The sequence below is a fragment of the Marinobacter sp. F4206 genome (genome assembly GCF_019392195.1).
Taxonomy (GTDB): Bacteria; Pseudomonadota; Gammaproteobacteria; order Pseudomonadales; family Oleiphilaceae; genus Marinobacter.
The window spans coordinates 418557-444818 of record NZ_JAHXKI010000003.1 but is presented as its reverse complement, the minus strand read 5'-3'; the positions used below and the strand labels follow the sequence as shown (position 1 = coordinate 444818).

General features: G+C 55.1%; 24 protein-coding genes. 10 read left to right on the top strand and 14 right to left on the bottom strand.

Translation table 11 applies throughout. The features are described 5' to 3' along the window. Positions 1–8: 8 nt before the first annotated feature. Both KZO34_RS15235 and KZO34_RS15230 read left to right on the top strand, forming a co-directional pair. On the top strand, positions 9–746 hold the full coding sequence (locus KZO34_RS15235; RefSeq protein ID WP_219477699.1) for a DUF3299 domain-containing protein: 738 nt from the start codon (positions 9–11) through the stop codon (positions 744–746). A gap of 93 nt (positions 747–839) precedes the next feature. Continuing rightward, a complete protein-coding gene (locus tag KZO34_RS15230) occupies positions 840–2264 on the top strand; it encodes a metal-dependent hydrolase family protein (RefSeq protein ID WP_257900438.1) in 1425 nt (474 codons plus the stop codon). A gap of 110 nt (positions 2265–2374) precedes the next feature. Here KZO34_RS15230 and cls read toward each other — a convergent pair whose 3' ends face one another. Further along, positions 2375–3790 (bottom strand): cardiolipin synthase, encoded by a 1416-nt coding sequence (gene cls / locus KZO34_RS15225; protein WP_219477698.1) that lies wholly within the window; start codon positions 3788–3790, stop codon positions 2375–2377. Positions 3791–4059: 269 nt separating this feature from the next. Between cls and KZO34_RS18860 the strand changes: the two genes are divergently transcribed. Further along, positions 4060–4446 (top strand): potassium channel family protein, encoded by a 387-nt coding sequence (locus KZO34_RS18860; RefSeq protein ID WP_374706539.1) that lies wholly within the window; start codon positions 4060–4062, stop codon positions 4444–4446. A 36-nt stretch (positions 4447–4482) separates the two neighbouring features. Here KZO34_RS18860 and KZO34_RS15215 read toward each other — a convergent pair whose 3' ends face one another. Beyond that, entirely contained in the window at positions 4483–5871 is a 1389-nt protein-coding gene (locus tag KZO34_RS15215) for a DUF2252 domain-containing protein (protein WP_219477696.1), read from the bottom strand. Between the two features lie 323 nt (positions 5872–6194). Here KZO34_RS15215 and KZO34_RS15210 point away from each other — a divergent pair, with 323 nt between their 5' ends. The 4 genes from KZO34_RS15210 (at position 6195) to KZO34_RS15195 (ending at position 11098) form a co-directional block, all read left to right on the top strand. Further along, a complete protein-coding gene (locus KZO34_RS15210) occupies positions 6195–6728 on the top strand; it encodes an HdeD family acid-resistance protein (protein WP_219477695.1) in 534 nt (177 codons plus the stop codon). 11 nt (positions 6729–6739) lie between these two features. After that, on the top strand, positions 6740–7996 hold the full coding sequence (locus tag KZO34_RS15205; RefSeq protein WP_219477694.1) for a serine hydrolase domain-containing protein: 1257 nt from the start codon (positions 6740–6742) through the stop codon (positions 7994–7996). 119 nt (positions 7997–8115) lie between these two features. Beyond that, positions 8116–9372, top strand: coding sequence for a serine hydrolase domain-containing protein (locus tag KZO34_RS15200; protein WP_219477693.1), 1257 nt, complete (start codon positions 8116–8118; stop codon positions 9370–9372). Positions 9373–9742: 370 nt separating this feature from the next. Then, entirely contained in the window at positions 9743–11098 is a 1356-nt protein-coding gene (locus KZO34_RS15195; protein ID WP_219477692.1) for a metal-dependent hydrolase family protein, read from the top strand. 210 nt (positions 11099–11308) lie between these two features. Here KZO34_RS15195 and KZO34_RS15190 read toward each other — a convergent pair whose 3' ends face one another. From KZO34_RS15190 to KZO34_RS15175, 4 genes are all read right to left on the bottom strand, one after another. Further along, complete coding sequence (locus KZO34_RS15190) at positions 11309–11992, bottom strand: substrate-binding periplasmic protein (RefSeq protein WP_219477691.1); 684 nt, start codon at positions 11990–11992, stop codon at positions 11309–11311. A gap of 120 nt (positions 11993–12112) precedes the next feature. Then, complete coding sequence (locus tag KZO34_RS15185; protein WP_219477690.1) at positions 12113–12553, bottom strand: amidohydrolase family protein; 441 nt, start codon at positions 12551–12553, stop codon at positions 12113–12115. Between the two features lie 31 nt (positions 12554–12584). Then, positions 12585–12944 carry an amidohydrolase family protein gene (locus KZO34_RS15180; RefSeq protein ID WP_308318834.1) on the bottom strand — a complete coding sequence of 120 codons (360 nt, stop codon included), beginning with the start codon at positions 12942–12944 and terminating at the stop codon, positions 12585–12587. Between the two features lie 265 nt (positions 12945–13209). After that, positions 13210–13968: a hypothetical protein gene (locus KZO34_RS15175; RefSeq protein WP_219477689.1), complete on the bottom strand. Its 759-nt coding sequence runs from the start codon at positions 13966–13968 to the stop codon at positions 13210–13212. A gap of 433 nt (positions 13969–14401) precedes the next feature. Between KZO34_RS15175 and KZO34_RS15170 the strand changes: the two genes are divergently transcribed. Then, the gene (locus KZO34_RS15170) at positions 14402–14767 is read left to right on the top strand and encodes a DDE-type integrase/transposase/recombinase (protein WP_308318833.1); all 366 of its coding nucleotides are present in this window, start codon (positions 14402–14404) and stop codon (positions 14765–14767) included. A gap of 159 nt (positions 14768–14926) precedes the next feature. On the opposite strand, the gene KZO34_RS15165 is transcribed toward KZO34_RS15170, so the two are convergent. The 4 genes from KZO34_RS15165 to pncC all read right to left on the bottom strand — a co-directional run bounded on the left by KZO34_RS15165 (position 14927) and on the right by pncC (position 19235). Continuing rightward, positions 14927–15397, bottom strand: coding sequence for a flavodoxin family protein (locus KZO34_RS15165; protein WP_219477687.1), 471 nt, complete (start codon positions 15395–15397; stop codon positions 14927–14929). Between the two features lie 83 nt (positions 15398–15480). Next, positions 15481–17238, bottom strand: a complete 1758-nt coding sequence (locus KZO34_RS15160) for an alkaline phosphatase family protein (RefSeq protein ID WP_219477686.1) — start codon at positions 17236–17238, stop codon at positions 15481–15483. A 253-nt stretch (positions 17239–17491) separates the two neighbouring features. Next, positions 17492–18538 carry a recombinase RecA gene (gene recA, locus KZO34_RS15155; protein WP_219477685.1) on the bottom strand — a complete coding sequence of 349 codons (1047 nt, stop codon included), beginning with the start codon at positions 18536–18538 and terminating at the stop codon, positions 17492–17494. A gap of 196 nt (positions 18539–18734) precedes the next feature. Beyond that, entirely contained in the window at positions 18735–19235 is a 501-nt protein-coding gene (gene pncC, locus KZO34_RS15150) for a nicotinamide-nucleotide amidase (protein ID WP_219477684.1), read from the bottom strand. An 82-nt stretch (positions 19236–19317) separates the two neighbouring features. Here pncC and mutS point away from each other — a divergent pair, with 82 nt between their 5' ends. Together mutS and fdxA are read left to right on the top strand one after the other, a co-directional pair. Further along, a complete protein-coding gene (mutS, locus tag KZO34_RS15145; protein ID WP_219477683.1) occupies positions 19318–21948 on the top strand; it encodes a DNA mismatch repair protein MutS in 2631 nt (876 codons plus the stop codon). 158 nt (positions 21949–22106) lie between these two features. After that, positions 22107–22430, top strand: coding sequence for a ferredoxin FdxA (gene fdxA, locus KZO34_RS15140; RefSeq protein ID WP_219477682.1), 324 nt, complete (start codon positions 22107–22109; stop codon positions 22428–22430). 82 nt (positions 22431–22512) lie between these two features. On the opposite strand, the gene KZO34_RS15135 is transcribed toward fdxA, so the two are convergent. From KZO34_RS15135 to KZO34_RS15120, 4 genes are all read right to left on the bottom strand, one after another. Further along, the gene (locus tag KZO34_RS15135; protein ID WP_219477681.1) at positions 22513–23145 is read right to left on the bottom strand and encodes a LysE family translocator; all 633 of its coding nucleotides are present in this window, start codon (positions 23143–23145) and stop codon (positions 22513–22515) included. Between the two features lie 36 nt (positions 23146–23181). Then, on the bottom strand, positions 23182–24216 hold the full coding sequence (locus tag KZO34_RS15130) for a hypothetical protein (RefSeq protein ID WP_219477680.1): 1035 nt from the start codon (positions 24214–24216) through the stop codon (positions 23182–23184). 144 nt (positions 24217–24360) lie between these two features. After that, positions 24361–25311, bottom strand: coding sequence for a DegV family protein (locus KZO34_RS15125; protein ID WP_219477679.1), 951 nt, complete (start codon positions 25309–25311; stop codon positions 24361–24363). 109 nt (positions 25312–25420) lie between these two features. After that, the gene (locus tag KZO34_RS15120; RefSeq protein WP_219477678.1) at positions 25421–26254 is read right to left on the bottom strand and encodes a metal-dependent hydrolase; all 834 of its coding nucleotides are present in this window, start codon (positions 26252–26254) and stop codon (positions 25421–25423) included. Between the last annotated feature and the right edge of the window lie 8 nt (positions 26255–26262).

The following is a 26262-nucleotide window of genomic DNA, read 5'->3' as shown; positions in this document are numbered from 1 at the left end:
AGGATTCGATGACAGTCTGTAACAGGTTCGCCCGTGTCCCTCCAAGCATCGCTCTGTCCGCCCTGCTCTTCATGGCACCATTGAGCGCCGAACCGACCAACGTGCGATGGAGTGCTCTCTCCCCTTCGGTACCCGCCTTAGAGGATCCGTTTAAGGCGATGCCAGCCGAACAACTGGACAGTCTGCGCCGTATCCTCCGCATCGAGACCGCAACGGACACTCCACGCCCGAAAGTGCTTGAAGAAGCCGCGTCTCTGCGTCAGAAACTGGCGGGCGAGGGGCTCGATGTCGACGAACTTTTCGCGAAGCGGCTCGAGATCATGAAGCAACGCCAGTGGGCGGCGGAAAAGGTGAGCACTGATGTGCTCAATAAAGCCATTCGTTTGTCGGGTTACGTGGTCCCACTGACGTTCAACGACGAAAAAGCCGTTGAGTTCCTGCTGGTGCCGACGATGGGAGCCTGTATCCACACACCGTCCCCGCCCGCCAATCAGGTGGTCCACGTCGATTACCCTGAGGGCATCCTCGTCAAAGACTTTCGTACAGCCGTTCGGATCGAAGGAACCTTGAACGACGCATATTCGGTGCAAACCGTCCGATATTTCGATGGCCAAACCCAGGTGGCAGTAAGCTACCAGATGCTACCTGACAGGGTTGCACCTTACCAAACGATAGAAAGTTACCGCTCTCTTCTGGAGAGGAAAAAACCAGCACCCAAGGAATCAGAAGCCAGGCTCGATGAATGAGCTTATAAAAGTGGACACATTGCCTTTTTAAAACAGAACGATCCTCGCTGAGGAGAAGGTGAAGTTAAGAGACGTAAAAGGGAAACGTTTGCGATGGCAGCTAGCCAAATCAAGACCGTCGCTGGCTTGATTCAAAAAATCAACATGGATTCAGAGGATACGACGATGAATACCAAGCCTGAGATTTTAACGATAAAGCGTTTTTGCCTCTTATTGCTAAGCTTCGGTGCAATGTCAGTGTTCGCGGAAGATGCCCCCGTCAGAACACTGTTCACCAATGTCCATGTGTTCGATGGTGTTCACGAAGAACGGATCGAAAATGCCAACGTACTCATAGAAGACAACCTGATCGCGGCGGTATCTTCTGAGCCTATCGAGAGCAGCGGCGCCACCGTAATTGACGCAGGTGGTCGTACCATGATCCCCGGGTTGACCGATATGCATTGGCATATGGCTCTGGCTGAGTTACCCATGGAAACAATAATGTTTGGAGGGGACGCCTATGAGGTTGGAATTCGAATGGCCCATGCCGCCCCCAGAACCCTTATGCGCGGATTTACTACCGTTCGTGACATGGGTGGAAACACGTTCAGCCTTAAAAAACTCATTGATGCCGGAGAAGTCGTTGGGCCCCGCATTCTTCCTGCAGGGCCAATGATGAGCCAGACGGGCGGACACTTTGACTATCGTTTGCCCAATCAGGTGCCGGATAGAGCAGGTCTAATCGATTACTGGGGAAGAGTCGGCATGAACGCCATTGCTGATGGCGTACCCGCCGTTCGCCAGCGAGCACGTGAAGCATTTATGTTGGGAGCAACCCAGCTCAAGATCGCCGGCGGCGGAGGTGTTGCTTCTACCTATGACCCGATCGATGTGCGCCAGTATTCCTTTGATGAAATGCAAGCCGCCGTTGACGTTGCCGAGAGTTACAACAGTTATGTTGGTGCGCACATCTTCACGGATGACGCTGTTCAAATGGCCGTAAAAGCGGGAGTCAAAAGCATCGAGCATGGCATGCTTATCGGCGAAGATACTTTGGAACTCATGAAGGAGAATGATGTTTGGTTGAGCATCCAGCCCATCTTGAATGATGAAGACGCAGACGAATTTCCAAACCCTGAATCCAACAGAAAGTTCGCAGAGGTAACCAAAGGCACCGATGCGATATATCGGTTGGCAAAAGAAAAGGGGGTAAAGATAGCGTTTGGAACCGACCTTTTCATGAGTAAAGAAGCCGCTGCCAAACAGGGGAAGTTTCTCGCCAAACTGAGTCGCTGGTTCACACCTTATGAGGCCCTGAAGATGGCGACTTCGGACAATGCTGAATTAATGGAATTGTCCGGTCCCCGGCACCCCTATAAGGAAGGCCCATTGGGTGTTATACAGGAAGGTGCGTATGCGGATCTCATTCTCGTCGATGGGAACCCTCTTGAAGATCTGAACCTGGTGAGTGACGCGGAGGCCAACTTCGATTTAATCATGAAAGATGGCAAGATTTACAAAAACAGGCTGCAATGAGGAAAGAACGACGCTGCCTTTGTCAGACTATTAGCAGATGCCTTGATCGAAAGAGGCTCCTGGTGTCTGCTGACTTGTTTCCGGGATTCAAACCCACTGCACTCGGCGGTTCACTGAATAGGTGATGTTAACCGGGCCATTTGCACAGCGAACCTGAACCACCAGGGGCGGCCTGATAATTCGTTCGAAGGAACAGGACGCGAGTGTGTAAAGTCAGACAAAAACATCTTCTCAACTTGATCGATGAAGCCTGGATTATTCGTGATGGCCGCCGTGATTTCGAAATTCAATCGAAATGACCGGTTGTCAAAATTTGCGGTGCCGATGGTAGCCGTACGGTTGTCGATTAACATTACCTTCTGGTGCAGGAAGCCGTCCGTATAGCGGAAGAACCTCACACCGGTGCGCCCCGCATTCTCAAGATATGAAAATGCAGCCAGGTAGACCAAGTAATGATCGGGCATGTCAGGAATCAAAATGCGCACGTCAACACCCCTTAACCCGGCTAACTGAAGGGCGTGGAGCACAGTCTGATCAGGGACGAAGTATGGACTGGCTATCCATACCCGTTCCTGGGCGTCATTGATGGCATGGGTAAACATCAGGCTCGCGCTCTCCAGTTCATCAGCCGGACCGGTGGGTAGGATTAACACGCCGCTGTCTTCTGTTTGGGATCCGTGAGGTATCCAGTTCAGTTCGATAAGCTGGTCGGTGGCCCAGTGCCAATCTTCCAAGAAGGACAGCTGCGCGCCCAGTGCCGAAGGCCCTTCGATGCGAACATGCGTATCGCGCCAATGACCAAAGTTTGGGTCTCCGCCGAGGTATTCGTCGCCTACATTATGACCGCCAATCCAAGTAACCTTGCCATCCACCACAACTACCTTGCGATGATTCCGGAAATTCAGTTGGAAACGATTGCCCGGCCCTTTCCGGGTATTAAATGCCGAAACACTGATACCGGCCGCTCTCAAGTCATTGAGATAGGATTTTGGCAGGCGATGACTTCCCACTTCATCGTAAAGAAAAAAAATTCGGACGCCCGCCGCTGCCTTAACCAACAGGCTTTCTTTCACCCTCCTTCCAATACGGTCATTTTTCACAATAAAGAACTGGAACAAGATATACTCTTCCGCGCTCTCGATCCCTTTCAGAATGCTGTCGAACGTTGCGTCTCCGTCAATAAGAAGATCAACCGCGTTGCCTTTCAGCATCGGCTGGTCCGCAAGACGCTCAGCAGCGAGAAGAGTTGGAGCCAGGTCCTTTTGCGTCAGCCGAAACCGTTCCACTCGCTCACGAGTATGAGCAAGGAGGTCTTCCCCACGTTGCTCAGAAAACCTGCGCCTGGTGATATACCCCTCAAAGCGACTGCGCCCCAGGAACCAGTAAGCCGGGACTGCAATATACGGGAAGCTGACTAACGAAAGCCCCCAGGCAATTGCGCCCTGCTCCGTTCGCGTATACATGACCGCGTGAATGGCGCTTACAACGCCTATCCCGTGAACAATCGCAACCAAAATTCCAAGCACATGCCCAGCCCTCGTTGTTCTCGGTTAAAGGTGTCAGACTCGGCCCAGATCAATAGTGAGCCGGTTATTGGCTTTTTGGCCGTCCTGATATTGGTAGCCTAACCCTTCAGGAGCCGCCAGGCATTAACAGAGAACTCCCGTTTAGCCGTTTTTAGATCAAAGCGGATTATCAATCACACCTGGAAAGCTAACGGCCGCTGCTACCGGCAACTCAAGGAATCTATGACTATCATGTGGAGAAGCCTGTCAGGCTAGGCGGGGGCCAGCCAATGATATCGATCTCATTGATTGTAAATAGTTATCGGTTACTCAAAACGGTTGTTCGCGGCCTGCATCGTGATGCTGAGTTTCGAGTATTGCTGTTCTTCATCACTATCCTCGTGATTGGTGGCACCCTTTTTTACCACCACGTAGAAGGCTGGTCCGTTCTCGACTCTGTTTACTTCTGCATCTCGACCATGGCCACGATTGGCTTTGGTGACTTCGCCCCGTCCAGTCCCGCCTCCAAAGTTTTCACGATCATTTACTCCATACTGAGCATTGGTTGCTTCGTCGCGCTCTGCTCGAAAATCGCTGTGATAATCGTGAACGATAGCCTTCAAACTGCGAAAAGAATCAAGGGAAAAAGAACCAAACGAAGTGATTCCGGACATTGAAGTTCTCGACCCATCGCCGGGAAAAGCCAGGCTCCCTCAACAGTCGCTTTTAGCAGAAAGTCGGCCAGTATCGATCGCACGTTCATGGTCTGCATGGTCGGCAACATTCAAGTCAGCGTACCGATCAGCGAAATCGGCGAGAACATAGTCCGCGGTTTCATCGTCACCAAGGTAGCCGCTGATCATGGCGGCGTCACCGGTTCGGGCATGGGCCAGTGCCAAAGCCTTTCCGCAGTGACTCGCATAACGCTTCAGCTCATCTGACGTCATGCTATCGATATTTGCGGAGCCTTTGCCGTCCCACAACTGTCGGATGTAGAAGTCAGCCCTGGAGCCATTTTCGCGCTTATAGCTAGACCACCCCAGAAGAATGTCGCCGGTCGACTGCATCAATCGCTGCCCACGCACCACTCGTTCCCCAGCTTGGGCGAACCCGGCATCACCTACATAGGGCTCGAGTACCGACTGTGTGGCCTCTTTGAACTGCATGAAGAGAGGTTCACCCTGATCTGACTCGAGCAACAGAATAAAACAACGTGTTCCGACGCTGCCAACGCCAACAATTTTGTGCGCCATGTCGACAAACCGATAGCGACGGATGACCGCGGCCCGATGAGGTGCCAAGGTGGCCAGGTAGGCGTCGAAAAATTCTTCAAGTCGTTCGCGTCCGATTGACTCGAGGCTATCGTCAATCCTTACAATAACCGGCGGATCAGCGACGATCCGGCGCTGTCCGTTTACAACCTCGGTTAGCTTGTCTAAGGCGCGCAGGCTGGTCTTCCTCGATGCCTTGGCGATGGTTTTCTTCGCCTGTTTCTGCTCCTTGTGGCCGACCTCATTGAGGAGCGAATCAACCTCCAAGCGAAAATAGTGCAGGTCCAGAGGGCTTATCAATATGGCCTGCCCCATTGTCTCGCGATACCCTCGTACAGCTGCCCGGGTCGCCGAGCCGATTTTCTTGATTGGCAGGTTCAGGCCCTGAGCCGCGATCGTAACGCTGGTCGCCAAACGCTTCAGGTCCCACTCGAAAGGCCCTGGCGCCGTCTCGTCGAAGTCGTTCACATCAAATACCAACCGACGATCAGCACCATTGAAAAGCCCAAAGTTTGCCAAATGGGCGTCTCCGCCCAACTGAACGCAGATATTAGTGGACACGCCCCGCGAAAGATCAGATGCCATAATTGCTGCGGCACCACGATAGAAGGCAAAGGGTGAAACCCGCATCCGACCGTGACGGATGGGGACGAGTTGCTGAACTCTCATCTGGTCTTGCCCGATGAGAATCGCGATGGGGTCAGGACGGTGCTTGATCCCTTCGACTTCAGCGTGGTCTTCCAGCGGCACAACCCGGCGCAAAGCAAGGCCCTTAGCTTTGCTTATGGCTAACATGTCATTGGCAACGCCGAGGCGCTTTAATTTTCCCACGTGGTGTACCCCCGAGCCAGCTGCCAGGACTCATAAGCATAGGCTATGGTGGCCACTTTATGCCGTTTTTTCTCGGTGCTCGCTTTTGTCCAGACGAGCGCCAAAAGTTAAAGAACGGTTCGAAGGGCTATATATACCCTCATGTTCTAATGAGTGCCCTACTCAAATCAGGCGTTCACTGCTAAGTTTATACTAGTCTTTTTGTCCAGATTGACGTGATGAAAAAACTGCAGTCCAGAAACTACTTCCGGCTGTTGGGGGAAGGCATATCCGAAACGTCTGAGCGACTGTCGCTTCCTCCACAAGGCACGGAGACATGGACCATGACACTCATCAATTCAATTAACCAGGATATCAAGAAGGCAAAATTAATAGGAATTTGTCTCGTGGTTGCCGGCATTCTTTGTTTGCTGGCGCCCTTCGCGGTAGGCCTGTCGATTACCTGGATCGTCGGAATTTTCTTACTTGTTGGCGGCATCGCACAACTTATTGCGGTATTCCTGGCCAGATCTTTCCGGGACAATCTGATGCCTTCGATATTAGGGGCAATTGCTTTTATCGTTGGCTGTTACCTGACGTTCAGCCCCGCTTCATCACTGGGCGTGTTGACCCTGATTCTCGCGGGATATTTTTTGGTAACCGGCGCAATGGAAGCCATATGGGCGTTCTCGGCAAGGCCTGCGACCGGATGGGGATGGTTGTTTTTTAGCGGCGTTATCACCTTCATACTTGGCCTGATGATCTGGATGCAGTTCCCGCTATCAGGCGTTTGGGCTGTAGGTACGCTGGTTGGTGTGCATTTGATCCTGAGCGGTTGGATCTTTTTTGCCATTGCGGGCTCTGTTCAGCAAGCCTGAGGGAGCGAGTCATGCAACAGACAACTGCCACGCAAGAAAGAACGCTTCTCGAAGAATTCCAGAACGGTTTCCCTTCCAAACTTGAAAACCAGACCCGCGCAGCCGGTTACATGGGATTGTTCGCAGGCGGTGATGTGTCCGCCTATTTCAACATGCGCGCATCGGAATTCATGAATACCGCCGTGTTGCCATCACGTCAGCCGGTGATGCCTTTAGGCAGTCGCCCGATGCCGGAGATCGGCTCAATCAAAGCCGAAACCATCAATGACGGAGAAATGACACTCGATCAGTTTCTCGCGAGATCCGATCTTTACGCTCAAGGCTACCTCGTCGTTCACAAGGGCGAGATCGTGTACGAACAGTATCCGCGGATGAATCCGGAAGACGCCCATCTGTGGATGTCCTGTGCCAAGCCGACGGCCGGACTGATCGTTGATATGCTCATCAGCGAAGGCAAGATCGATGAAAACCAGCCTATCACCACCTACCTGACCGAGTTCAAGAACACCGACTGGGATGGCATCACCACGCGGGACGTCCTTGATATGGCCACCGGCATGGATCTTGAGGATACAACCGAATCCCGGTTCGATCCCGATAACGTCGCCAGGCGGGTGTACGAGGCGGAACTCGGCTTTTCAAATGTCAACCGGGGGGTCGAGCTGTTAGCGGACGTGCTTAAAAGCACCAAGGCGAAGAGCAAACCCGGACAGGCGTTTGAGTATGCGTCCGGTCTCACGCAAGTGCTGGTATTACTTGCCGAGGCCGTGGAGGGTGAGCGCTGGCCGCAGATGTTTGATCGAAGAGTCTGGTCGAAAGTGGGCGCAGAGTCTGCGCTACAATTTCACCTGACGCCCGACGGGATTGCGGCCGCGCATGGATTGGTCTCAAGCAATCTGCGGGATTTCGCCCGCTTCGGCATGCTGTACACGCCCAGCTGGAACAAAATTGCGGTCGAAAAAGTGGTTTCTGACGAGATCCTGGCGCGTATTCGCAGTGAGGTCAGAACCCATGATTTTATCATGGCCGGGTTCGACGGCCCGGTGTTCGCTGATTATCACGGAACGGACAACTTTATTGCCAACAGTCGCCAGTGGGACCTTGTATGGCCAGACGGTGACCTCTGGAAAGGCGGCCTCATGACACAGGGGCTCTACGTGTCACCAGCGCGGGATTTGGTGATCGTCTACTTCAGTGTCAACAACGACGACCATTCAACCCATCGCTTCGCGCGCCCTATCGCCACTTCGGGTCTGTTCGATCACTGAGTGCTCTGCCCTCAGTGCGCAATGTGCGCTCGGTAATCGCCCCCGAACCTAAAAGAAGAAGCAACGTGCCAGTCGAAAGTATCCAGGGGCCTCCAAAATCCAGCATAAGGAGTCTTGCCATGCAACAGTCTGCCGCCACGCCAGAAAGAACACCGCTTGAAAAGTTCCGGCACGGGTTTCCAATGGAGCTTGAGAAGCAAACCCGTGCTGCGGGCTACAATGAATTGTTTTCAGGGGGCGACGTATCCGCTTATTTCAACATGCGGACCTCGGAATTCATGAATACCGCCGTGTTGCCATCACGTCAGCCGGTGATGCCTTTAGGCAGTCGCCCGATGCCGGAGATCGGCTCAATCAAAGCCGAAACCATCAATGACGGAGAAATGACACTCGATCAGTTTCTCGCGAGATCCGATCTTTACGCTCAAGGCTACCTCGTCGTTCACAAGGGCGAGATCGTGTACGAACAGTATCCGCGGATGAATCCGGAAGACGCCCATCTGTGGATGTCCTGTGCCAAGCCGACGGCCGGACTGATCGTTGATATGCTCATCAGCGAAGGCAAGATCGATGAAAACCAGCCTATCACCACCTACCTGACCGAGTTCAAGAACACCGACTGGGATGGCATCACCACGCGGGACGTCCTTGATATGGCCACCGGCATGGATCTTGAGGATACAACCGAATCCCGGTTCGATCCCGATAACGTCGCCAGGCGGGTGTACGAGGCGGAACTCGGCTTTTCAAATGTCAACCGGGGGGTCGAGCTGTTAGCGGACGTGCTTAAAAGCACCAAGGCGAAGAGCAAACCCGGACAGGCGTTTGAGTATGCGTCCGGTCTCACGCAAGTGCTGGTATTACTTGCCGAGGCCGTGGAGGGTGAGCGCTGGCCGCAGATGTTTGATCGAAGAGTCTGGTCGAAAGTGGGCGCAGAGTCTGCGCTACAATTTCACCTGACGCCCGACGGGATTGCGGCCGCGCATGGATTGGTCTCAAGCAATCTGCGGGATTTCGCCCGCTTCGGCATGCTGTACACGCCCAGCTGGAACAAAATTGCGGTCGAAAAAGTGGTTTCTGACGAGATCCTGGCGCGTATTCGCAGTGAGGTCAGAACCCATGATTTTATCATGGCCGGGTTCGATGGCCCTGAATTCGCTGAACGCGTTGGAACCGAGGACTTTATTGCCAACAGTCGCCAGTGGGACCTCGTTTGGGAGGACGGAGACATGATGAAATTTGGTTTGATGGCGCAGGGACTTTATGTGTCACCGGCGCGAGATCTGGTGGTTGTTTACTTTAATGTGAATAACGGCGATTTATCCTGCCACCGTTATGTTCGACCGATAGCGACCTCCGGCCTCTTCGATCGTTAAGACCTTGATTGACGGTATCCTGTGCCGGGCGACTCCTGAGCGGCGTTAGCCCGGCACCGCATCACCCATTCCAAGTTCTCGTTTTCTGGCTTTATGCCCTTCGCTAACTGCCAATCGATCTGGCCCCTGAATTTAATCCGAGTTCGTTGACCGAGGCGTCCGTCTACATCCTGGCGTTCTTGAACTCACAGTGAGCGAAAAAAAAAGCAATCCCGGGCTACTTGTCTAGACTATATTCGTTGGGCAGAACTTGTCCGCAATAAATAACCTGCAGTGTGTCATATCCTTTGCCGCCGTTTGCGATGTCCCGGTATTTGGCATGGTTATCCATCGGCTTTTCTGTCTTCAAAGCACATGTGGAGATGACACAATGAAACGAGCGTATATCTTGTCTAGTCTGTTTGTTGTTTCGATTCTGGCAAAACCAGTTCTTGCTGCAGATTCAGCGACTGAGGCCGAGTCCACCCCAAAGCCTCAAACAATCATCACGAATGTGAACATTTTTGATGGGCTTAACGAAGACCTTATCGAAAACGCCAATGTGGTCATCACAGGCAACTTGATTTCCGACATTTCGTCCGATGACGTCCAAATTGAGGGAGCAACAGTCATTGATGGTGGTGGGCGTACAATGATTCCCGGGCTTAGCGATGTCCATTGGCATATGACAATGGCTGCGGTACCGCAGGCCGTGATCCTGACTGGGGACGTCTACGAGATTGCAGCCAGAGCGGTCCCGACCGCGGAGCACACGTTGATGAGGGGCTTTACCACCGTTAGGGATATCGGTGGCAACAGTTTTTCACTTAAAAAACTGATTGATAGCGGAGTCATCGTGGGCCCCCGCATGCTGGTGGCCGGTCCGCCGCTTAGTCAGACTGGGGGGCACTATGACTATCGCCTGCCCCATGAGATCCCAGCGGAAAGCAATCTGGATTACTGGGGAAGGACCGGCTTTTTCGTCATCGCCGACGGGTTGCCGGAGGTTCGTCGGCGCGCCCGCGAGGTCTTCCGAATGGGGGCGAGCCAAATCAAAATCGCGGCTGGAGGTGGGGTCGCCTCAATTTTTGACCCCCTTGATGTTCGCCAGTACTCACTGGAGGAAATGAAGGCCATCGTCGACGTCGCGGAAAGTTACAATAGCTATGTCGCGGCTCACGTCATCACTGACGAGGCGGTCAGAATGGCCGTTGAAGCAGGAATCAAGACCATTGAGCACGGTATGCTTGTAACCGAAGACACGCTCAAACTCATGAAGAAAAAAGGAGTCTGGTTGAGTACGCAGCCGCTGCTGGACGATGAAGATCGCATGGTATTTCCAACCGAGTCCTCGACAAAGAAATGGTTGGAGGCAACATCAGGCACGGAAAAGGTCTATCCACTTGCTAAAAAAATGGGAGTGAAGATTGGATTCGGAACGGACGCTATCATGGATCCCGAAATGGCTGCTAAGCAGGGTAAGTTTCTTACCAAATTGAGTCGCTGGTTCACGCCCTACGAAGTGCTGAAAATGGCCACCTCCGACAATGCCGAACTCATGGAAATGGCAGGGCCGCGCCATCCTTACCAAGAGGGTCCATTGGGCGAAATCACCGAGGGCGCTTATGCCGATTTGATTTTGGTGGATGGCAATCCCCTGGAAGACCTCAACCTCGTGGCCGATCCGGACAACAACTTCGACTTGATCATGAAAGATGGCAAGATCTACAAAAACACACTTGAGTGAGCGTGCATAGGTTCCCGCGGGTTCGACCATGCTCAGAAAAACCCAGCTTCCGGGCGGTTCATTAAATCAGGTACTTTGCCCGCGGGATGTTTGGACGCTTCTTCAGGCAGGCTATTTCTTAGTTGTCGGCAAAGTAGGGACTGTTTGAGTGATCTTGGCGGCTACGTTGGAGGGTAGGTTTCTCGGTGACGCTGCCACCTACACTTTTGATTAGCCGTCTTGCCCGCATTCATCAACAGCGAGCTTTAACTTGGCAGTAAGGCCCGTCTCCCGATGTTTGCGGGCAATATAGAACGATACCCCTAACCGCCCTGCATGCTGCTGGAAATATGGCTCTGTGTAATCTTCCATAAACCCGGCAACAAGCGTTTTAGGTATTAACACCGCATCAGCGCGTCCTTGCTTAAGCATTTCTGGAGCTTGCTCCCACAGGTTTACAAAAAAAACCTCCGCGTATTCATCCTTGAGAAGCACCCGCAAGCCCGCAAAACTCCTCAACATGACGAACGATAGGCCAGAATCTTCTTGAATCGGCCCCAGTTCCCTCAATGAGAGATACACATAGTCGACGTGGTACAAGTGCCCACCAAAATCACCGTATTCATCACGGCTGGGCTCACGAACCAGAGGCAACGTGACATCAACCCTACCCTTATCGAGCTCATACAGAGACCGCTTTAGTGGCATGAGAACAAACGTGAAGTTCTCTCCGGTGTGATCAAATACGCAGTGATACGGTGGTGAGCCGGCCCCCACCAAGTTTCCGTCTTCGACATCAAATCTCTCTGGCACGCCAACATTGACGGCGACTATGTAGGGATCGGCGTAAAGCTGTTGGTTCGAATACAGCGCGAGCATTCCTAATAATCCCAAAAAACGCCGCACGTTGTGCATTTGATGTTTCCGAGGAGTTGTCGAGTAAGTGACTTCAATTTTCTAGATTGTACCCCAAAACCCCACAGCTGAGAGGATAAGGATGCACGCGGAAACGCAGCAATCCGGCCATCTCACAAGCTAAATTTCATTCTTATAGATCACACCGTCTTTAATTATCACATCAAAGTTTCCTTCCGGATCATCGACGAGATCCAGGTTTTCCAGAAGGTTGTCATTCACCAGAATCATGTCCGTGTAGGCTCCCTCTTGGATCACGCCCAGAGGACCATCGGGATATGGGGTTAGCGGGCCGGATAGCGCTAAAAGTTCTGCGTTATCGCAGGTGGCCATTTTCAGTGCTTCGAACGGGGTGAACCATTTTTGCAGCTTGGCCAACTGCGCACCCTGCCGCTTGGCAAGATCCGGACTGAACAACGTGTCCGTGCCGAAGGCAATTTTGACGCCCAACTCCTTAGCCGTGCGATAGACGAAGTCGGTGCCATCAGTCACGAACTTGTACTTGGCTTTCGGTGCTTCGTTCAGGTCAGGAGCATCCTCATCGTCCAGAAACGGCTGCATGCTCAGCCACGCGCCCTCCTCCTTGATTCGCTCATAGCTTGATCTGGGTGGCGCCTTGCATCAGGTTTTCGCGGACACGCTTGATGACTTCGGGCACGCCATCGGCGATGTAAAACTGGTCGGCTCTCTCGAGGGAATGCAGACTATTGGGCGTGGCCGGTACATCGCGCGTAAACCGGAAATCCATATGACCGCCAGTTTGTGAGATTGCAGGCCCCGAGGGAAAGAGCCTTGGCCCCTCAATGAGACCCTGATCAGTTGCCCGTGCGATGTCGAACATAGGGCCTGCGGCTTCTCGTACGGTGGTAAAACCTCGATACAAAGCATTGCGCTGGGCCCGCGCAGCCAGAAGGTTCCAGTACCCTTCGTTGGTCGTCATGACTTGACCAATGGTGGCCTCGGCATAAAGACCATGCCAATGGGCGTCAATCAGGCCGGGGATGAAAGTGCAATGGCCTCGTGGGCGAAGCCATAGAGAGGAGTAACGGCAATTGCCGCGGATAGGCAGATGGTTAGGGTTTTGCGTTTCATGTCTGAGGTCCTTGAAGGTTTTTAAAACTTAAAGTGGCTGAACACCACTGGTCCGTTTGTTCAAGCTATGCCCCAGACCTTACAAGTATCGGCCCGTGCTTTTTTGGTTCGGTGCCTCACACAAGTCAGAAGTTCAGCACCTTGTAACCTACCTGAATCGACCATTCAGCGGGCCGGTCTCCGCCAAGCAGGATGCCGGGTTTGACGAATACCTGGCTGTCTCCGCCAAACGCCCTGCCCGTCAGCATCCCAAAGGTAATTTGTAGGCTGCCGAAGGTCACATCGGACTCCCAGTCGTGAATCACCGCCGGATCGTAGGTCATGTAATACTTCGGATTTGCAAGCTTCGGCACATAGTAAAAATCGAATGTCGAGACATTCACGTCGACTCCCGCATCGTTGCCGCCCTCCAAACCGAAGGTCTGTACCCAGGCAGGAGCGAAGATCGCCCCGCCATCCAAAAACCATGCGTAAAAAACTGAGGTTTCGCCCGCGAATTGGCCGTAACCGGCGTAGTCACTCTCCGCCGTATCCGTAAACAACTCGAACGTAAAGGCAGAGCCATTTCGGTCGGAGAGATAAAACACGTCAATGTACGTGACGCTGATGTCGCCCAGCACAAATTCGTCGCCAACGCGATCGTCCACGGCTGCTGCGTCTTCAGCCTCTCCGAGGCGCGGGCGGGCATTAAAGGGACTGTCCGATCCTGGGACTGTGAATTTGAAAGCTCGTGTTCCCGCCTCACCGAAAGGCTGGGTATAGAAGGCCTCGAATAGCCCTGTATTAAGATCGGAATTGATTTCGTTGTACTGGTATTGAATGCCAGCTTGTGTCGTAAGCAGGGTGGGGTTGGTTCCGTTATTGATCTCTTCGCTGGTATCCACACCTTGAGCCATAGCAGAGGTTGATACCGCCAATGAGATGGCTATAACTAAAAGCAAAGTGGCACATCGTCGTGCGTCGGAGACTGTGTTTCTAGTTTTGTTTTGGCTGCTTATCGGTAGCTGTTCAGTACGCCTGCAACTTCGACTGAGCCGTTTCTGGGCTTTGTTGAGCCACTTACAACTGGGGCTCCAGAAAAAGGTCTCGGCGCACAACGTACGATCATTATTCCAGGCTATCATTGGGCAGGTCATTCTAATCCCTCCGTGGCGTTCGGGAGCGACTAAGCTATCCAGCACTTCCGGTGTTTTTCGGGCGTACTTCTTTGCCCGGTTATAGCCGCTAAATAAAAATAGTCGTGAACTATATCCAAATCCAGAATTTCCAGTTTTAAATGATCCGAATTTATGGGCTTCCAATCTCCCTGAACCGGGAATTCGAACCCACGAAGGCTTCTTATGCTTGGCCTCAGTGGTGGATCTGTTCGTCCGTCAGGTTGCCGGTTGGTCAATGAACCCCCTAATGTCGACGGGCCTGGTCATGAATGCCGTACTGATGACCTCCTGGAAGCGACGACCGGCCCAGGAGGTGCTAATCCCTTACGATCAGGAATCGCAGTACACCAGCCGAGAGTGGAGAGACTTCCTTGTGGGGCATCAGACAAGGGCCAGCATGAGCCGTTTCGGCTACTGCCACGACAATCCCGTTGCAGAGCGCTTCTTCTCGCTACTTCAGACCCCGCGTGTAAACCGGATAATCTACCAGGATCGAAATGCAGCACGACGGGATAACTTCGACTAAATCAAGATGTTCTATAACCCAGCTCGCCGGCATGAAATTAACGTCGGGCTGCACCCCGTGGACTTCGAAAAACAGAATTTTGTGCAACTGTCAGACGTCGAGGATATTGGGGCCTTGCCACACTAGCGCCGCCGAAACGACACGCAAGACTCTTAGAGCTTATATTATTCCAGCATCCAGACTTGCGGCCATTGATAAACCAAGCTCTTCACATTGAGCAATAAAGTCAGCTCGAAATTCACCACGCAAAACGAGCGGCTCCTGAACTAAACGCCAGCGAAGCCCCTTGGTTATCGATTCAATGGCCCTGCGAGTACCTGCACCATCGTGCCCTGCACGGACGTAAAAACTGAACGGCAAGCCCTGCGTTTTATCTAGGCAGTCGTAGTAACAGCGATCAAATACGTCTTTGATCAATCCAGCCATGTAGCCCAGGTTTTCAGGGGTCCCGAGTATGATCGCATCGCAGGCGAGTATGTCTTCCGGGCCCGCTTGCAGCGGCGCGAGCACTCTGACATCAACGTTCTCGATGTCTTCGTGGCAGGCGCCCCTCTCCACCGCCTCGCGCAGTTTGAGGGTATTTGGGGAGGGCGCATGGGCCACGATCAATAACTGTTTCCTGTTCTCCACTGGCTCTCCCGGACCGATTCACCGCATTGAGGCCCTGCCATGACTGAGTGCACGCAGGGCAGCCCGGGATCAGTGTAACAAAGTCAGTGCCCCAGAACTTCCGGTAACGGCTCACCCACGGCCCCCGAGGGTGCTTTTGCGCCAATCAGGGATGACAGGGTCGGGGCAATGTCATACGGCGCTATTGGTCGACTGACGGTTTGGGCCTTCAGGCCGTATCCGGAAAAAATCACCGGCACATGGGTGTCATAACGCCAGGGTGAACCGTGAACAGACGCCACCTCCAGGCCGTCAAAATCGTTGATGAATACATTGGGATTGAACACCACATAGATGTCGCCCGAGCGCTTGGGGTGAAAGTTATTCAGGACGGCACTGATGACTGGAACATTCGGGAACGCTCCCGACCGAAGGGCCGAACTGGGTATAGCTACGGAAATACCCTCAAACTGCATCAGCGTGTCGGCAAGTGTCTGTTCGATTGCCGCTTTGTTCAGACCTTTTTCTTTGATCATCTCATCATTCAGATACAGGTAGGGTTGGAAGAACGCCTCTATGAGTTCCTCACCAATGCCAAACTCCTTCTTCAGGGCCTCAATGGCCGGCGTCTTGTCGAGCGCCTCGACATCGAAATAGCTTGCACCGGACACACCAAGTTCATTGAGATGGCCGGGGACTTCGGGCTGTCCGTGATCGGCCGAAAGCACCACCAATGTGTCCTCAAGGCCAACGTGCTCATCAACGACGTTGAGCAGGTCAGCCAGGGTACGATCCAGGCGAGCCATATTGTCCTCGGTTTCCAAACTGGACGCGCCGAAAACGTGACCGACATAGTCGGTTGCGGAAAAGCTGACCGCCAGGAAATCCGGTACCTCGTCCTGCCCCAACCCCTCAGCTTTCATCAACGTGGTTGCAAAATCGAGGGTTAATTCGTCACCGGCCGGGCTGAGCGTCAGTCGGGTCGTCATATACTTGTCGTCGGCTGAGCCCCAGGCGTGCGGGAAGGTCCGCCCGAAACCCGGAAAATCGGTTTCGAAATCCTGATCATCAGACCCACCAAACTGGTAAGCATTCGGTTCCAGGAGTAGCTCCCAGGCCTGGTCCGCGTATTTGCCAGCGGGCTTGCCCGCGTTCCAGTCCGTCACCCACTGCGGGTACTCGTCATAGTAATAGGTGCTGGTAACAAACTCCCCGGTGGCCTTGGAAAACCAGAAGGCTTTTCCGGTCTGCCCAGCCAGGGTAACCGCACCTCGATCTTTCACAGAGACGCCAAAGATCTTTGACCGCCCATTGAAGTGAATCGCCAATTCATCACTGAACGTCGACGTGAGGATGGCGGTTGGTGACCGGCCATCCACCTTGGCTGCCTTCTGGGTCGGATCGATTTCAGTCTGTTTATCCACATCAGCACCGGCTGTCAGCAACCGATAGCGTGCATCTTCGATGTTGTAGATCAGTCGTCCCAACTCACGATCAAACCAGACGTTTCCGATCATCCCGTGGCGTGCGGGTACTGTGCCAGTCGCCAAGGATGTGTGGCCAACGACAGTCTCTGTGTTTGCGTGTCGATAGTTGGCGTTGGAATAGGTGATTCCGTTGTTCCAGAGGCGCTTGAAGCCATCGCCTCCTAAGACTGACGCGTAACGCTCGGGCAAATCGGCGCGAAGAGCATCCACCGTGATTTGCAGAATAAGCTTCGGGGGGCCGTCTCTTCCAGTTTCCGCAGCGACTGCTGCGCCGGGCACCAGACCGACCATCACGGCGGAAAACGCAGACGTGAACAAGAGGAACGACCAGCTGTTCCGGAACGGTTTCAGGAAAGAGGAATAAAGCCTAATCATGGGAGCTCCCTGATTTGGTTGAATGTCCTTATTAACCAAACAATCACCACCACGGCTCAGCGTTGCTACAGAGTCACTGCCCAGATTGTGTAATGTCGGTATAACACAGCTCCGGCTTTTTTCAAGCTGACAGCATTCACAGCGAGGGAGGTACAACCCAGCAGAAGGGGATCGAGAATCAGATAGGAAGAACTGAAGGGGAGCAGCGGCAGCAGGGAGCGCTCCTGCTGCCTATTTCAGAATTGACAGTGGCTTAAAGCAGCTCTCCGTTGGCTTCAGCCGGCGCCTCTTCGGCTTTTTCCTTTTTCTCTGGCTTGGGCATCAGCTTGTCACGGACCTTGGCTTCGATTTCCGTGGCCATATCCATGTTTTCTTCCAGGAACTTGCAGGCATTGGCCTTGCCCTGGCCAATCTTGTCGCCGTTGTAGGCGTACCAGGCACCGGATTTGTCCACGAAGCCTTCCTTCACACCCATGTCCAGAACCTCGGCCATATGGTAAATGCCCTTGCCGTACATGATCTGGAATTCGGCCTGCTTGAACGGTGGAGAGACCTTGTTCTTGACCACTTTCACGCGGGTCTCGTTGCCCACTACCTCGTCACCGTCCTTTACCGCGCCGATGCGTCGGATATCCAGACGAACGGAAGAGTAGAATTTCAGGGCATTACCCCCAGTTGTGGTCTCCGGGCTACCAAACATAACGCCGATCTTCATCCGAATCTGGTTGATGAAAATCATCAGGCAGTTGGCGTGCTTTACGTTACCGGTCAGTTTACGCAGAGCCTGGGACATAAGGCGGGCTTGCAAGCCCACGTGACTGTCGCCCATCTCGCCTTCAATTTCCGCCTTGGGCGTCAGTGCAGCCACAGAGTCCACAATGATGACGTCCACCGCATTCGAACGCACCAGCATATCGGCGATTTCCAGCGCCTGCTCACCGGTGTCCGGCTGGGACACCAGCAGGTCGTCCACGTTGACGCCAAGTTTTTCGGCATAGACCGGATCCAGGGCGTGCTCGGCGTCAACGAAGGCGCAGGTCTTGCCCTGTTTCTGGGCTTCCGCAATCACCTGCAGGGTCAGCGTGGTCTTACCGGAACTTTCAGGGCCGTAGATTTCACAGATACGACCGTAAGGCAGGCCGCCAATACCCAGGGCCACGTCCAGCCCGAGAGAACCGGTGGAAACCGCAGGAATCGCCTCGCGGGGCTGGTCGCCCATTTTCATCACGGCACCTTTGCCGAACTGACGCTCAATCTGGCCCAGTGCTGCGCTCAGTGCTTTCTTGCGGTTGTCTTCCATAGTGCAAAACCCTCTGTCGCCGTAGCGGCCGGCGATCACTCAAGACCGGTCGCGGAATAATGGTTCGGGAACTTGTACAGCAGATACAGCAAATTCCCTGTATATTTGAACAGTATTAAAACATAACCCGATGAGGAGACCAACCCCTCTTTTACGAAACTGATTTGATTGCGGCGCGCACTCTGCTGACGACCGATCAGGACGTCTCCAGAAACGCCCGGACCCCCTGCAGCGCATAGAGAACCGCCTGGCGACGGACCTGGTCCCGATCTCCAGAAAAGTGTTCGACGACCGCTTCGGTAGAGGTCGCATCATTACCCCAGGCGAACCAGACCGTGCCTACCGGTTTCTCCTCACTGCCACCGCCCGGGCCTGCAACGCCGCTGATGGCGACAGCCACATCCGCCCCGGTGGTCGCCAGCGCACCCGCGACCATTTCGCGAACGACCGGTTCGCTGACCGCACCGTGATCCTCCAAAGATTTGCCAGTCACCCCCAGCAACTCCTGCTTGGCCTGGTTGCTGTAGGTCACCAGTCCGCCAAGCACGTAGGCCGAAGAGCCCGCCTTGTCAGTCAGTGCCTTGGCCACCCAGCCGCCCGTGCAACTCTCGGCCGTGGCTATCATACGTCTCTGCTGCTCCAGCAGTTCGCCCAGACGCGCTCCCGCGTCGAACAATTCCTGGTCACCGGCGGTCATAATGATCTCCTTCGTTTCATCCCGGGCGTTATTTTCTTACAATTCACGCCTTCATCCAAAGCAAGGCAATCCGGACCCGTCCATGTCAGCAGCTCAGAACGATCTTTCCAAGCACACGCCCATGATGCAGCAATACCTCAAGATCAAGGGCCAGCACCCCAATGAGCTGGTGTTCTACCGCATGGGGGATTTTTATGAGCTGTTTTACGAAGACGCCAAAAAAGCCGCCGAGCTGATGGACATTACCCTGACGGCGCGAGGGCAATCCGGGGGCAACCCGATTCCCATGGCCGGCATCCCTTTCCATTCCTCTGAGGGGTACATTGCCCGGCTGGTGCGGGCGGGTCAATCCATCGCCATCTGTGAGCAAATTGGCGATCCGGCCACGAGCAAGGGCCCTGTCGAGCGCCAGGTGGTAAGAATCGTTACGCCCGGCACCTTGAGCGACGATGCCTACCTGGAAGATCGCCGGGACAATCTCCTGGTGGCAATCTACAGCCATCGCGAACAGTTCGGATTCGCCTCCCTGGATATTTCCAGCGGTCGGTTTGCTGTCTCTGAGCTGGACGACCTGGAAGCCCTGCAGGGCGAACTCCAACGCGTGCGCCCGGCCGAGATTCTGATCAGCGAAGACTTCCCGTACGAAGAGGTGCTGGAAAGTTTCACCGGGATCCGTCGCCAGGGCCCCTGGCTGTTCGAATCCGATACCGCACGACGAGTGATCACCCATCAGCTGCAAGTGCGAGATCTCACCGGGTTCGGGTGCGAGGACCTCACCCTGGCGATCTGCGCCGCCGGTTGCCTGCTGCAATACGCCAAGGAAACCCAGCGCACGGCCCTGCCCCATATCCGGAAACTGACCCGGGAACGCCGGGACGAGGCCGTCATCCTGGACGCGGCCAGCCGCCGAAACCTGGAAATTGACACCAACCTGATGGGCGGCCATCTGCACACCCTGGCCTGGGTGATGGACCGCACCGCCACCTCCATGGGCGGACGCGAGCTCCGGCGCTGGCTGAACCGGCCACTGCGGAACGTGGACGTCGTGGCACAACGCCAACAGGCGGTATCGGCACTGTTGGACGGTTTTCACTATGAACCAGTGCACGACCTGCTGAAGGCGGTCGGTGATATTGAACGGGTACTCGCCCGGGTTGCTCTTCGCTCGGCGCGACCCCGGGACCTGGCCCGTCTCCGGGATGCGTTCCAGGCACTGCCGGACCTTCAGGAGACGCTAAAACCGGTCAATTCCCATCACATCGTAAAACTGGCCACCATCATCAGCGAATACCCCGAGCTGTCTGACCTGCTGGAGCGGGCCATCATCGACAATCCGCCCGTGGTGATCCGGGACGGCGGCGTGATCCGTGAAGGCTTTGACGAGGAACTGGACGAACTCCGCAACATCAGCGAGAACGCCGGCCAGTACCTGCTGGATGTGGAAACCCGGGAACGGGACCGTACCGGCATCAGCACGCTCAAAGTGGGTTACAACCGGGTACATGGCTACTACATCGAGATCAGCCGCGCCCAATCCGATCAGGCTCCGGTGGATTACATCCGGCGCCAGACCCTGAAGAACGCCGAACGTTTTATCACCCCGGAACTGAAGGAATTCGAGGACAAGGCCCTGAGCGCCAAGAGCCGTGCTCTGGCCCGAGAAAAAGCACTGTACGATGAGGTCCTGGAAACGGTCGCTGAACAACTTGCACCACTGCAGGATGCCGCCCAGGCCCTGGCTGAACTGGACGTCCTGAGCAACTTTGCCGAACGGGCCACCACCCTGCGCTTCGCCGCACCGGAATTCAGTGAATCACCGGGCTTTGATATCGAAGAAGGCCGTCATCCCGTGGTTGAGCAACTGCTGGACGAGCCGTTCGTGCCCAACGATCTGCTGATGGACACCCAACGCCGCATGCTGGTGATCACCGGCCCCAACATGGGTGGTAAGTCCACCTACATGCGCCAGGCCGCCCTGATTGCCTTGCTGGCCTATACCGGCAGTTTCGTCCCTGCGAATCGGGCGGTGCTGGGGCCGGTGGATCGCATCTTCACCCGCATGGGCTCCTCGGACGACATTGCCGGCGGCCGGTCGACCTTCATGGTGGAAATGACCGAAACCGCCAACATTCTCCACAACGCCACGGAATACAGCCTGGTGCTGATGGACGAAGTCGGCCGCGGTACCAGCACCTTTGATGGCTTGTCGCTGGCCTGGGCCACCGCCGAGCACCTGGCGAAAAACATTCGCTGCTACACCCTGTTTGCGACCCACTACTTCGAGCTGACCCAGCTTGCGGATGACCTCACGCACGCCGTGAACGTGCACCTGACCGCCACTGAACACGACGACAGTATCGTCTTCCTGCACAACGTCCATGATGGCCCGGCCAGCCAGAGCTATGGCTTGCAAGTGGCCAAGCTGGCAGGTGTGCCCCAGGACGTCATCCGCAACGCCAAAGGCCAGCTGGCGCACCTGGAAGGCAGCGCAACGCCGACGGCACCGGCCAGCCAGGCCCCGGCAAACAAGGCTCCAGAAAGCCTACCCGCTTCATCCGGACGAACCAGTGATCCGATCATGCAAGGGGACATGTTTGCCAGCCTGGAACCCAGTGCGGTGGAGGAAACGCTGAAGTCCCTCGAACTGGATGACCTCACTCCGAGGGAAGCCCTTAACCGGCTTTACGAACTGAAGGAATTACTGGTCAAATAACGGGAATATTCCAGAATATGGGCCGAGGTAATAAGAATATAGCGGTCCAATGCTTGCGGGTCTGAAGGGCGCTCCCTACAATATCGCGCACTAAAACATAACCATGGGGCTGACTGAAAGCTCCCGATGAGATTGACCACTGGACCAGGGATCTGACTATGGCGTTTATCGTTACTGATAACTGCATCAAGTGTAAATACACGGACTGCGTGGAAGTCTGCCCGGTAGACTGTTTCTACGAAGGCCCGAACTTTCTGGTAATTGATCCGGACGAGTGCATCGACTGCGCCCTGTGTGAGCCCGAGTGCCCGGCAGAAGCCATTTTCTCCGAGGACGAGCTGCCCGCCGATCAGGTCCAGTTTGTAGAGCTCAACGCCGATCTCGCCGGTAAGTGGCCGAACATTACCGAGAAGAAGGACCCGCTTCCGGATGCTGAAGAATGGGACGGCAAGCCGGACAAGCTGCAGTACCTCGAGAAATAAGGCGCCGCCTGAATGCAAAAAGGGAAGCCCCAGGGCTTCCCTTTTTCTTTGCCGGTTCGATTGATACGACCTTCAAAGCTGCTCAGCTGCTCGCCAATTTCGCCCCCATGGCGACAAAAAATCCGCCGGTGGTGGCATTCAGGGCACGTTTCACCCGCGCGCTGGCCCCCAGCCCTTTGAACCGGACGACCACAAAGGCTAGCCCGCACTGCCAGAGCATGGCCAGCAGGAAGTGCACACCCGCGAGAATCAACGACTGCTGAAAGGCGTTGCCGGCAGGGTCCACAAATTGTGGCAATAACGCCATGTAGAACAGCGCCGTCTTGGGATTAAGCACGTTCGACAGCAGCCCTTCCCGGAACGAAATGCCGGTGGCCACCCGCTGTTTCACGACCGCGGGCTGCTCAGCCTGCTGCCTGCCGTCCCTTGCCCATGCCTGACGGAGCGATGCAATCCCCAGCCAGACCAGATAGCAGGCGCCGGCCCATTTCAGCGCAGAGAAGGCCCAGGCGGTCTCGACCAGCAGAATGGAAATACCCAGCGCAGACAGCGTCGCATGGATGAACAACCCGCTGCAGATGCCGACGCTGGTTATACAGCCATCCCTCAAGCCCCCGCGTCCGGTATTACGCATCACCAGTAGCGTGTCAACACCGGGTGTTATCGTGAGCAGAGTAATGGCGATAAGGTAAGCCCAGAACAACTCTGTAAACACTGCATGCCTCCGAGAAGTGGCCGGCGCCGGACTTGATCAAGCCTGCGGCTCAAGTATCTTCCGTGCCGCCGCCGAATTGTAAAAGCGACTCAATCTGCGGCGCACCAGGGCCTCAACATAGCCCTGTTCCCGCAACACGTCCATAACCGGAAGTGCGTAGGCATCGATTTCAGCCATGATCACCTCCCGGGTAACGCCCACGTCGTTGAGCAGATCGGTGATGGGGCGATCACCGTATTTGGCAAACAGATGCTCCACCACGGCGCGGGAACAGCCTTCAAAATAGGCGGTTTTGCGGAACTGCAGCCAGAACTCGTAACCCAGCACCACAAACTCCTGTAACTCGACATCTCCGAGACCCTCGCGCAGATCGGCAATGGTCCTGCCCTCCACCGAGACCCAGCCCGCCATGACGCTGTCCCGGAGCTCATCATCAGACAACGCCCTGTTCAGGAACTGCTCGCTGCGGGCGATCAGACCCGGCAGACTATCGGACAACCAGATCTTGATCCGCCGTTCAAAGGTTTCATCCAGGCCGGGCACTGCCCGGTTCGCCATCTTCTTACCGAATTTCATCATCGAGCCGACACCCGGCACCGACTTGGTAATGAGATTGTCCTCGTAGAGGTAGTTCACGAGGCCGGCGTATACCACGTTCGACACCAGCTCCTGATAGACCGGATGAGCCATGATCTCACTGATGATCCGCTCCCGCTGCTGGCGCAACTCCAGGGCCTCCTCCACGAAACCGGTTGCCTGGTCCCGGCTGATGATTTCTCCCAGCGTGGTCCGCTCCTGCACCGGTGCGTTCATTACCTCCGTGGCCATTTCCGCCGCCAGTTCGGGAATGCCGGCATCCAGCTCCATGTTCACAACGATCCGCTGGATCACACCCATCACCTGATCCACAGAGCTCAGCCGGTTCAGGGTGATTACATCCGCCTGCCCAAGAAGTTCCGTCACTTCGCGCTCAAGGAACTTGCGCAGCTTTGCCCCCTTGAGCGACGCCAGTTCATGCTTTACGTGCTGCTCAAGCAGCCTGTTGGCGAGATCCGCATTGCTGTTGCCCATGGATTCGACTGTCCTGTTCATGAAAGGTTTGAGGTAGGAGTACGAGGCTAACACGGCAGCGTGCAGGTGGAGTTCGCCAAAACTACCGGGTGACGACCGCGGTGCGGCAAATGCCGGTCACCGCGTCGCACCGTAGAGGACGGATTACTGGAAATCGTTAAAGGTATGCGGTTCAGCTGCCAGAGCCAGGCACAGGCTTCCCGGACCCACATAAATACTGCTGGTGATTCCCATCTGGGACAGCAACAGCTCAACACCATTGCGTTCACAGGCGTCCCGTAGGCGGTTGAGTCCCGGCAAATCCTCTATTTCGGTCCAGGTCAGACCACAGGACAGACTGACATACGGCGTGGCCAACCCCGCCTCAACCCTGGCGGCGGCGTAGTTCATCACCTTCTCCACGGCCACATCGAAACTGCGGGTCTTGGCCACAGGCTGACCTTCCGCACCCTTGCCAAAAATCACCGGCGTTATATTGAGCGTCTTGCCCAGGAAGGCCACCAGTGCCGAAACGCTCTTGTCGCCGCGCCGCCGGGCCCGTTCCCGGATGTAGTGCAGGTCACGGGGGATGACACAGGTGTATATCTTGTCCGAGAACGTCTCGACCTCATGCCGGAGGGCGTTTTTCGACAGTTTCTGGTCAATCAGCTTCAGGGTATGGGCGGCCAGCAGGCCCTGGCCGGCGAAAATCTGCTTGCTGTCGATCACCCGCATCGAGAATTTTCCCTCGCGGCCAGCGGCCCGGCGAGCGCCATCGTAATTGGCCAGCACGCTGTTCATTGCCTCGGTGGCATTCTCGAATATCAGGCTGCGACTGCGGGTGACGGTTTCGCAAAACGCCACATCAAACTGAGTGACAATTTTTTCCATGAACAGGTCGTGAATCTGCTTTGGCGAATAGGCCTGGGTCTCGGCCTGATGCCCTTTCTGCAGCAGCCCGCTCTGGTAGAACTCCTGGGTCCTGACCGGATCATGCTCGTCGATGTAGGTCTGGCCATCAATCACGGCGGTGACGGGAAGAATAAACAGATCGTGCTTACGACTGAACTCGTAAGGTAGATCGCACGCGGAATCGACGATCAAACCAACTCGCATGGTGAGGCCTCCAGCTTCGGGCTTTCCTCGTTGGGAGCGCCCTTTTTTGTCGTTATTTTTGAAGGCAACCAGTTTTACACAACCCGTTCAGAATTTCAGCATTGCGCCATCACTGTGCGGATGGCGCCGCCTCCAATTCCTTCAGGTTCTTCGCCAGAAGCCGACGGTTGTCCTGCTGCCAGGGATGAAAGCCCTTACGGAAGTAGGCCAGAAACTCCGGCAGGCACTTGCGGATAACGCCAGGTTTGCCCCACAAGAAGTTCAAGCCGCCGAGCCAGGTGCCCAGGCTCCAGAGTTTGCCATCCGTCTTCAGCAGACTGCAGGTATTGAGGAAGGTGTATTTGAAGAAGTTCCAGGTAACAAACAGGAACACAATCCGCCGCAAGCGCTCATCGCCCACACATTGCTGGTAGACATCGAACGCCACCGATTTGTGCTCGGTCTCCTCAATCGCATGCCAGCGCCAGAGGCGCGCCATTGCCGGGGTCGCGCCCTCCATCCATTCCGGATGCCGGAGTATGGCGTTCGCCAGAACCGCTGTGTAGTGCTCAGCGCCACAGGTGCCCGCGAGCTGGCGGCTGGGCGGGAGATTGGCCACCCACTTCATATGCCGCGCAAATCGCTCGTCAATGGCGTCAATGTCGTAGCCCCTTGCTTTCAGGGCCTCGTTGTAACTCTTGTGTTCACGGCTGTGCAGCGCTTCCTGGCCAATAAAGCCCCGGATTTCAGCCTGGAGCTTGGGATCATCAATACGATCACGGTACAGCCGAACGGCGTTGATGAACTGCTGCTCGCCATCCGGAAACTGCAGGGACAGGGCATTGAAGAAGGCGGTTCTGAAGGCATTGTTGCCGTGCCAGAAAGACTTCAGGTCTTCGCTGACGTCAAACCGGATATGCCGGGGCTGGACCGACACCCCTTCAGGCGTGGAACTGATGGTCATGGCTGCCT

Bases quoted from the DNA above. Each gene is read 5' to 3' on its own strand.
- KZO34_RS15235 (WP_219477699.1), top strand. From the start codon at position 9: ATGACAGTCTGTAACAGGTTCGCCCGTGTCCCTCCAAGCATCGCTCTG.
- KZO34_RS15230 (WP_257900438.1), top strand. From the start codon at position 840: ATGGCAGCTAGCCAAATCAAGACCGTCGCTGGCTTGATTCAAAAAATC.
- KZO34_RS18860 (WP_374706539.1), top strand. From the start codon at position 4,060: ATGATATCGATCTCATTGATTGTAAATAGTTATCGGTTACTCAAAACG.
- KZO34_RS15210 (WP_219477695.1), top strand. From the start codon at position 6,195: ATGACACTCATCAATTCAATTAACCAGGATATCAAGAAGGCAAAATTA.
- KZO34_RS15205 (WP_219477694.1), top strand. From the start codon at position 6,740: ATGCAACAGACAACTGCCACGCAAGAAAGAACGCTTCTCGAAGAATTC.
- KZO34_RS15200 (WP_219477693.1), top strand. From the start codon at position 8,116: ATGCAACAGTCTGCCGCCACGCCAGAAAGAACACCGCTTGAAAAGTTC.
- KZO34_RS15195 (WP_219477692.1), top strand. From the start codon at position 9,743: ATGAAACGAGCGTATATCTTGTCTAGTCTGTTTGTTGTTTCGATTCTG.
- KZO34_RS15190 (WP_219477691.1), bottom strand. From the start codon at position 11,992: ATGCACAACGTGCGGCGTTTTTTGGGATTATTAGGAATGCTCGCGCTG.
- KZO34_RS15185 (WP_219477690.1), bottom strand. From the start codon at position 12,553: ATGCAGCCGTTTCTGGACGATGAGGATGCTCCTGACCTGAACGAAGCA.
- KZO34_RS15160 (WP_219477686.1), bottom strand. From the start codon at position 17,238: ATGATTAGGCTTTATTCCTCTTTCCTGAAACCGTTCCGGAACAGCTGG.
- recA (WP_219477685.1), bottom strand. From the start codon at position 18,538: ATGGAAGACAACCGCAAGAAAGCACTGAGCGCAGCACTGGGCCAGATT.
- pncC (WP_219477684.1), bottom strand. From the start codon at position 19,235: ATGACCGCCGGTGACCAGGAATTGTTCGACGCGGGAGCGCGTCTGGGC.
- mutS (WP_219477683.1), top strand. From the start codon at position 19,318: ATGTCAGCAGCTCAGAACGATCTTTCCAAGCACACGCCCATGATGCAG.
- fdxA (WP_219477682.1), top strand. From the start codon at position 22,107: ATGGCGTTTATCGTTACTGATAACTGCATCAAGTGTAAATACACGGAC.
- KZO34_RS15130 (WP_219477680.1), bottom strand. From the start codon at position 24,216: ATGGGCAACAGCAATGCGGATCTCGCCAACAGGCTGCTTGAGCAGCAC.
- KZO34_RS15125 (WP_219477679.1), bottom strand. From the start codon at position 25,311: ATGCGAGTTGGTTTGATCGTCGATTCCGCGTGCGATCTACCTTACGAG.
- KZO34_RS15120 (WP_219477678.1), bottom strand. From the start codon at position 26,254: ATGACCATCAGTTCCACGCCTGAAGGGGTGTCGGTCCAGCCCCGGCAT.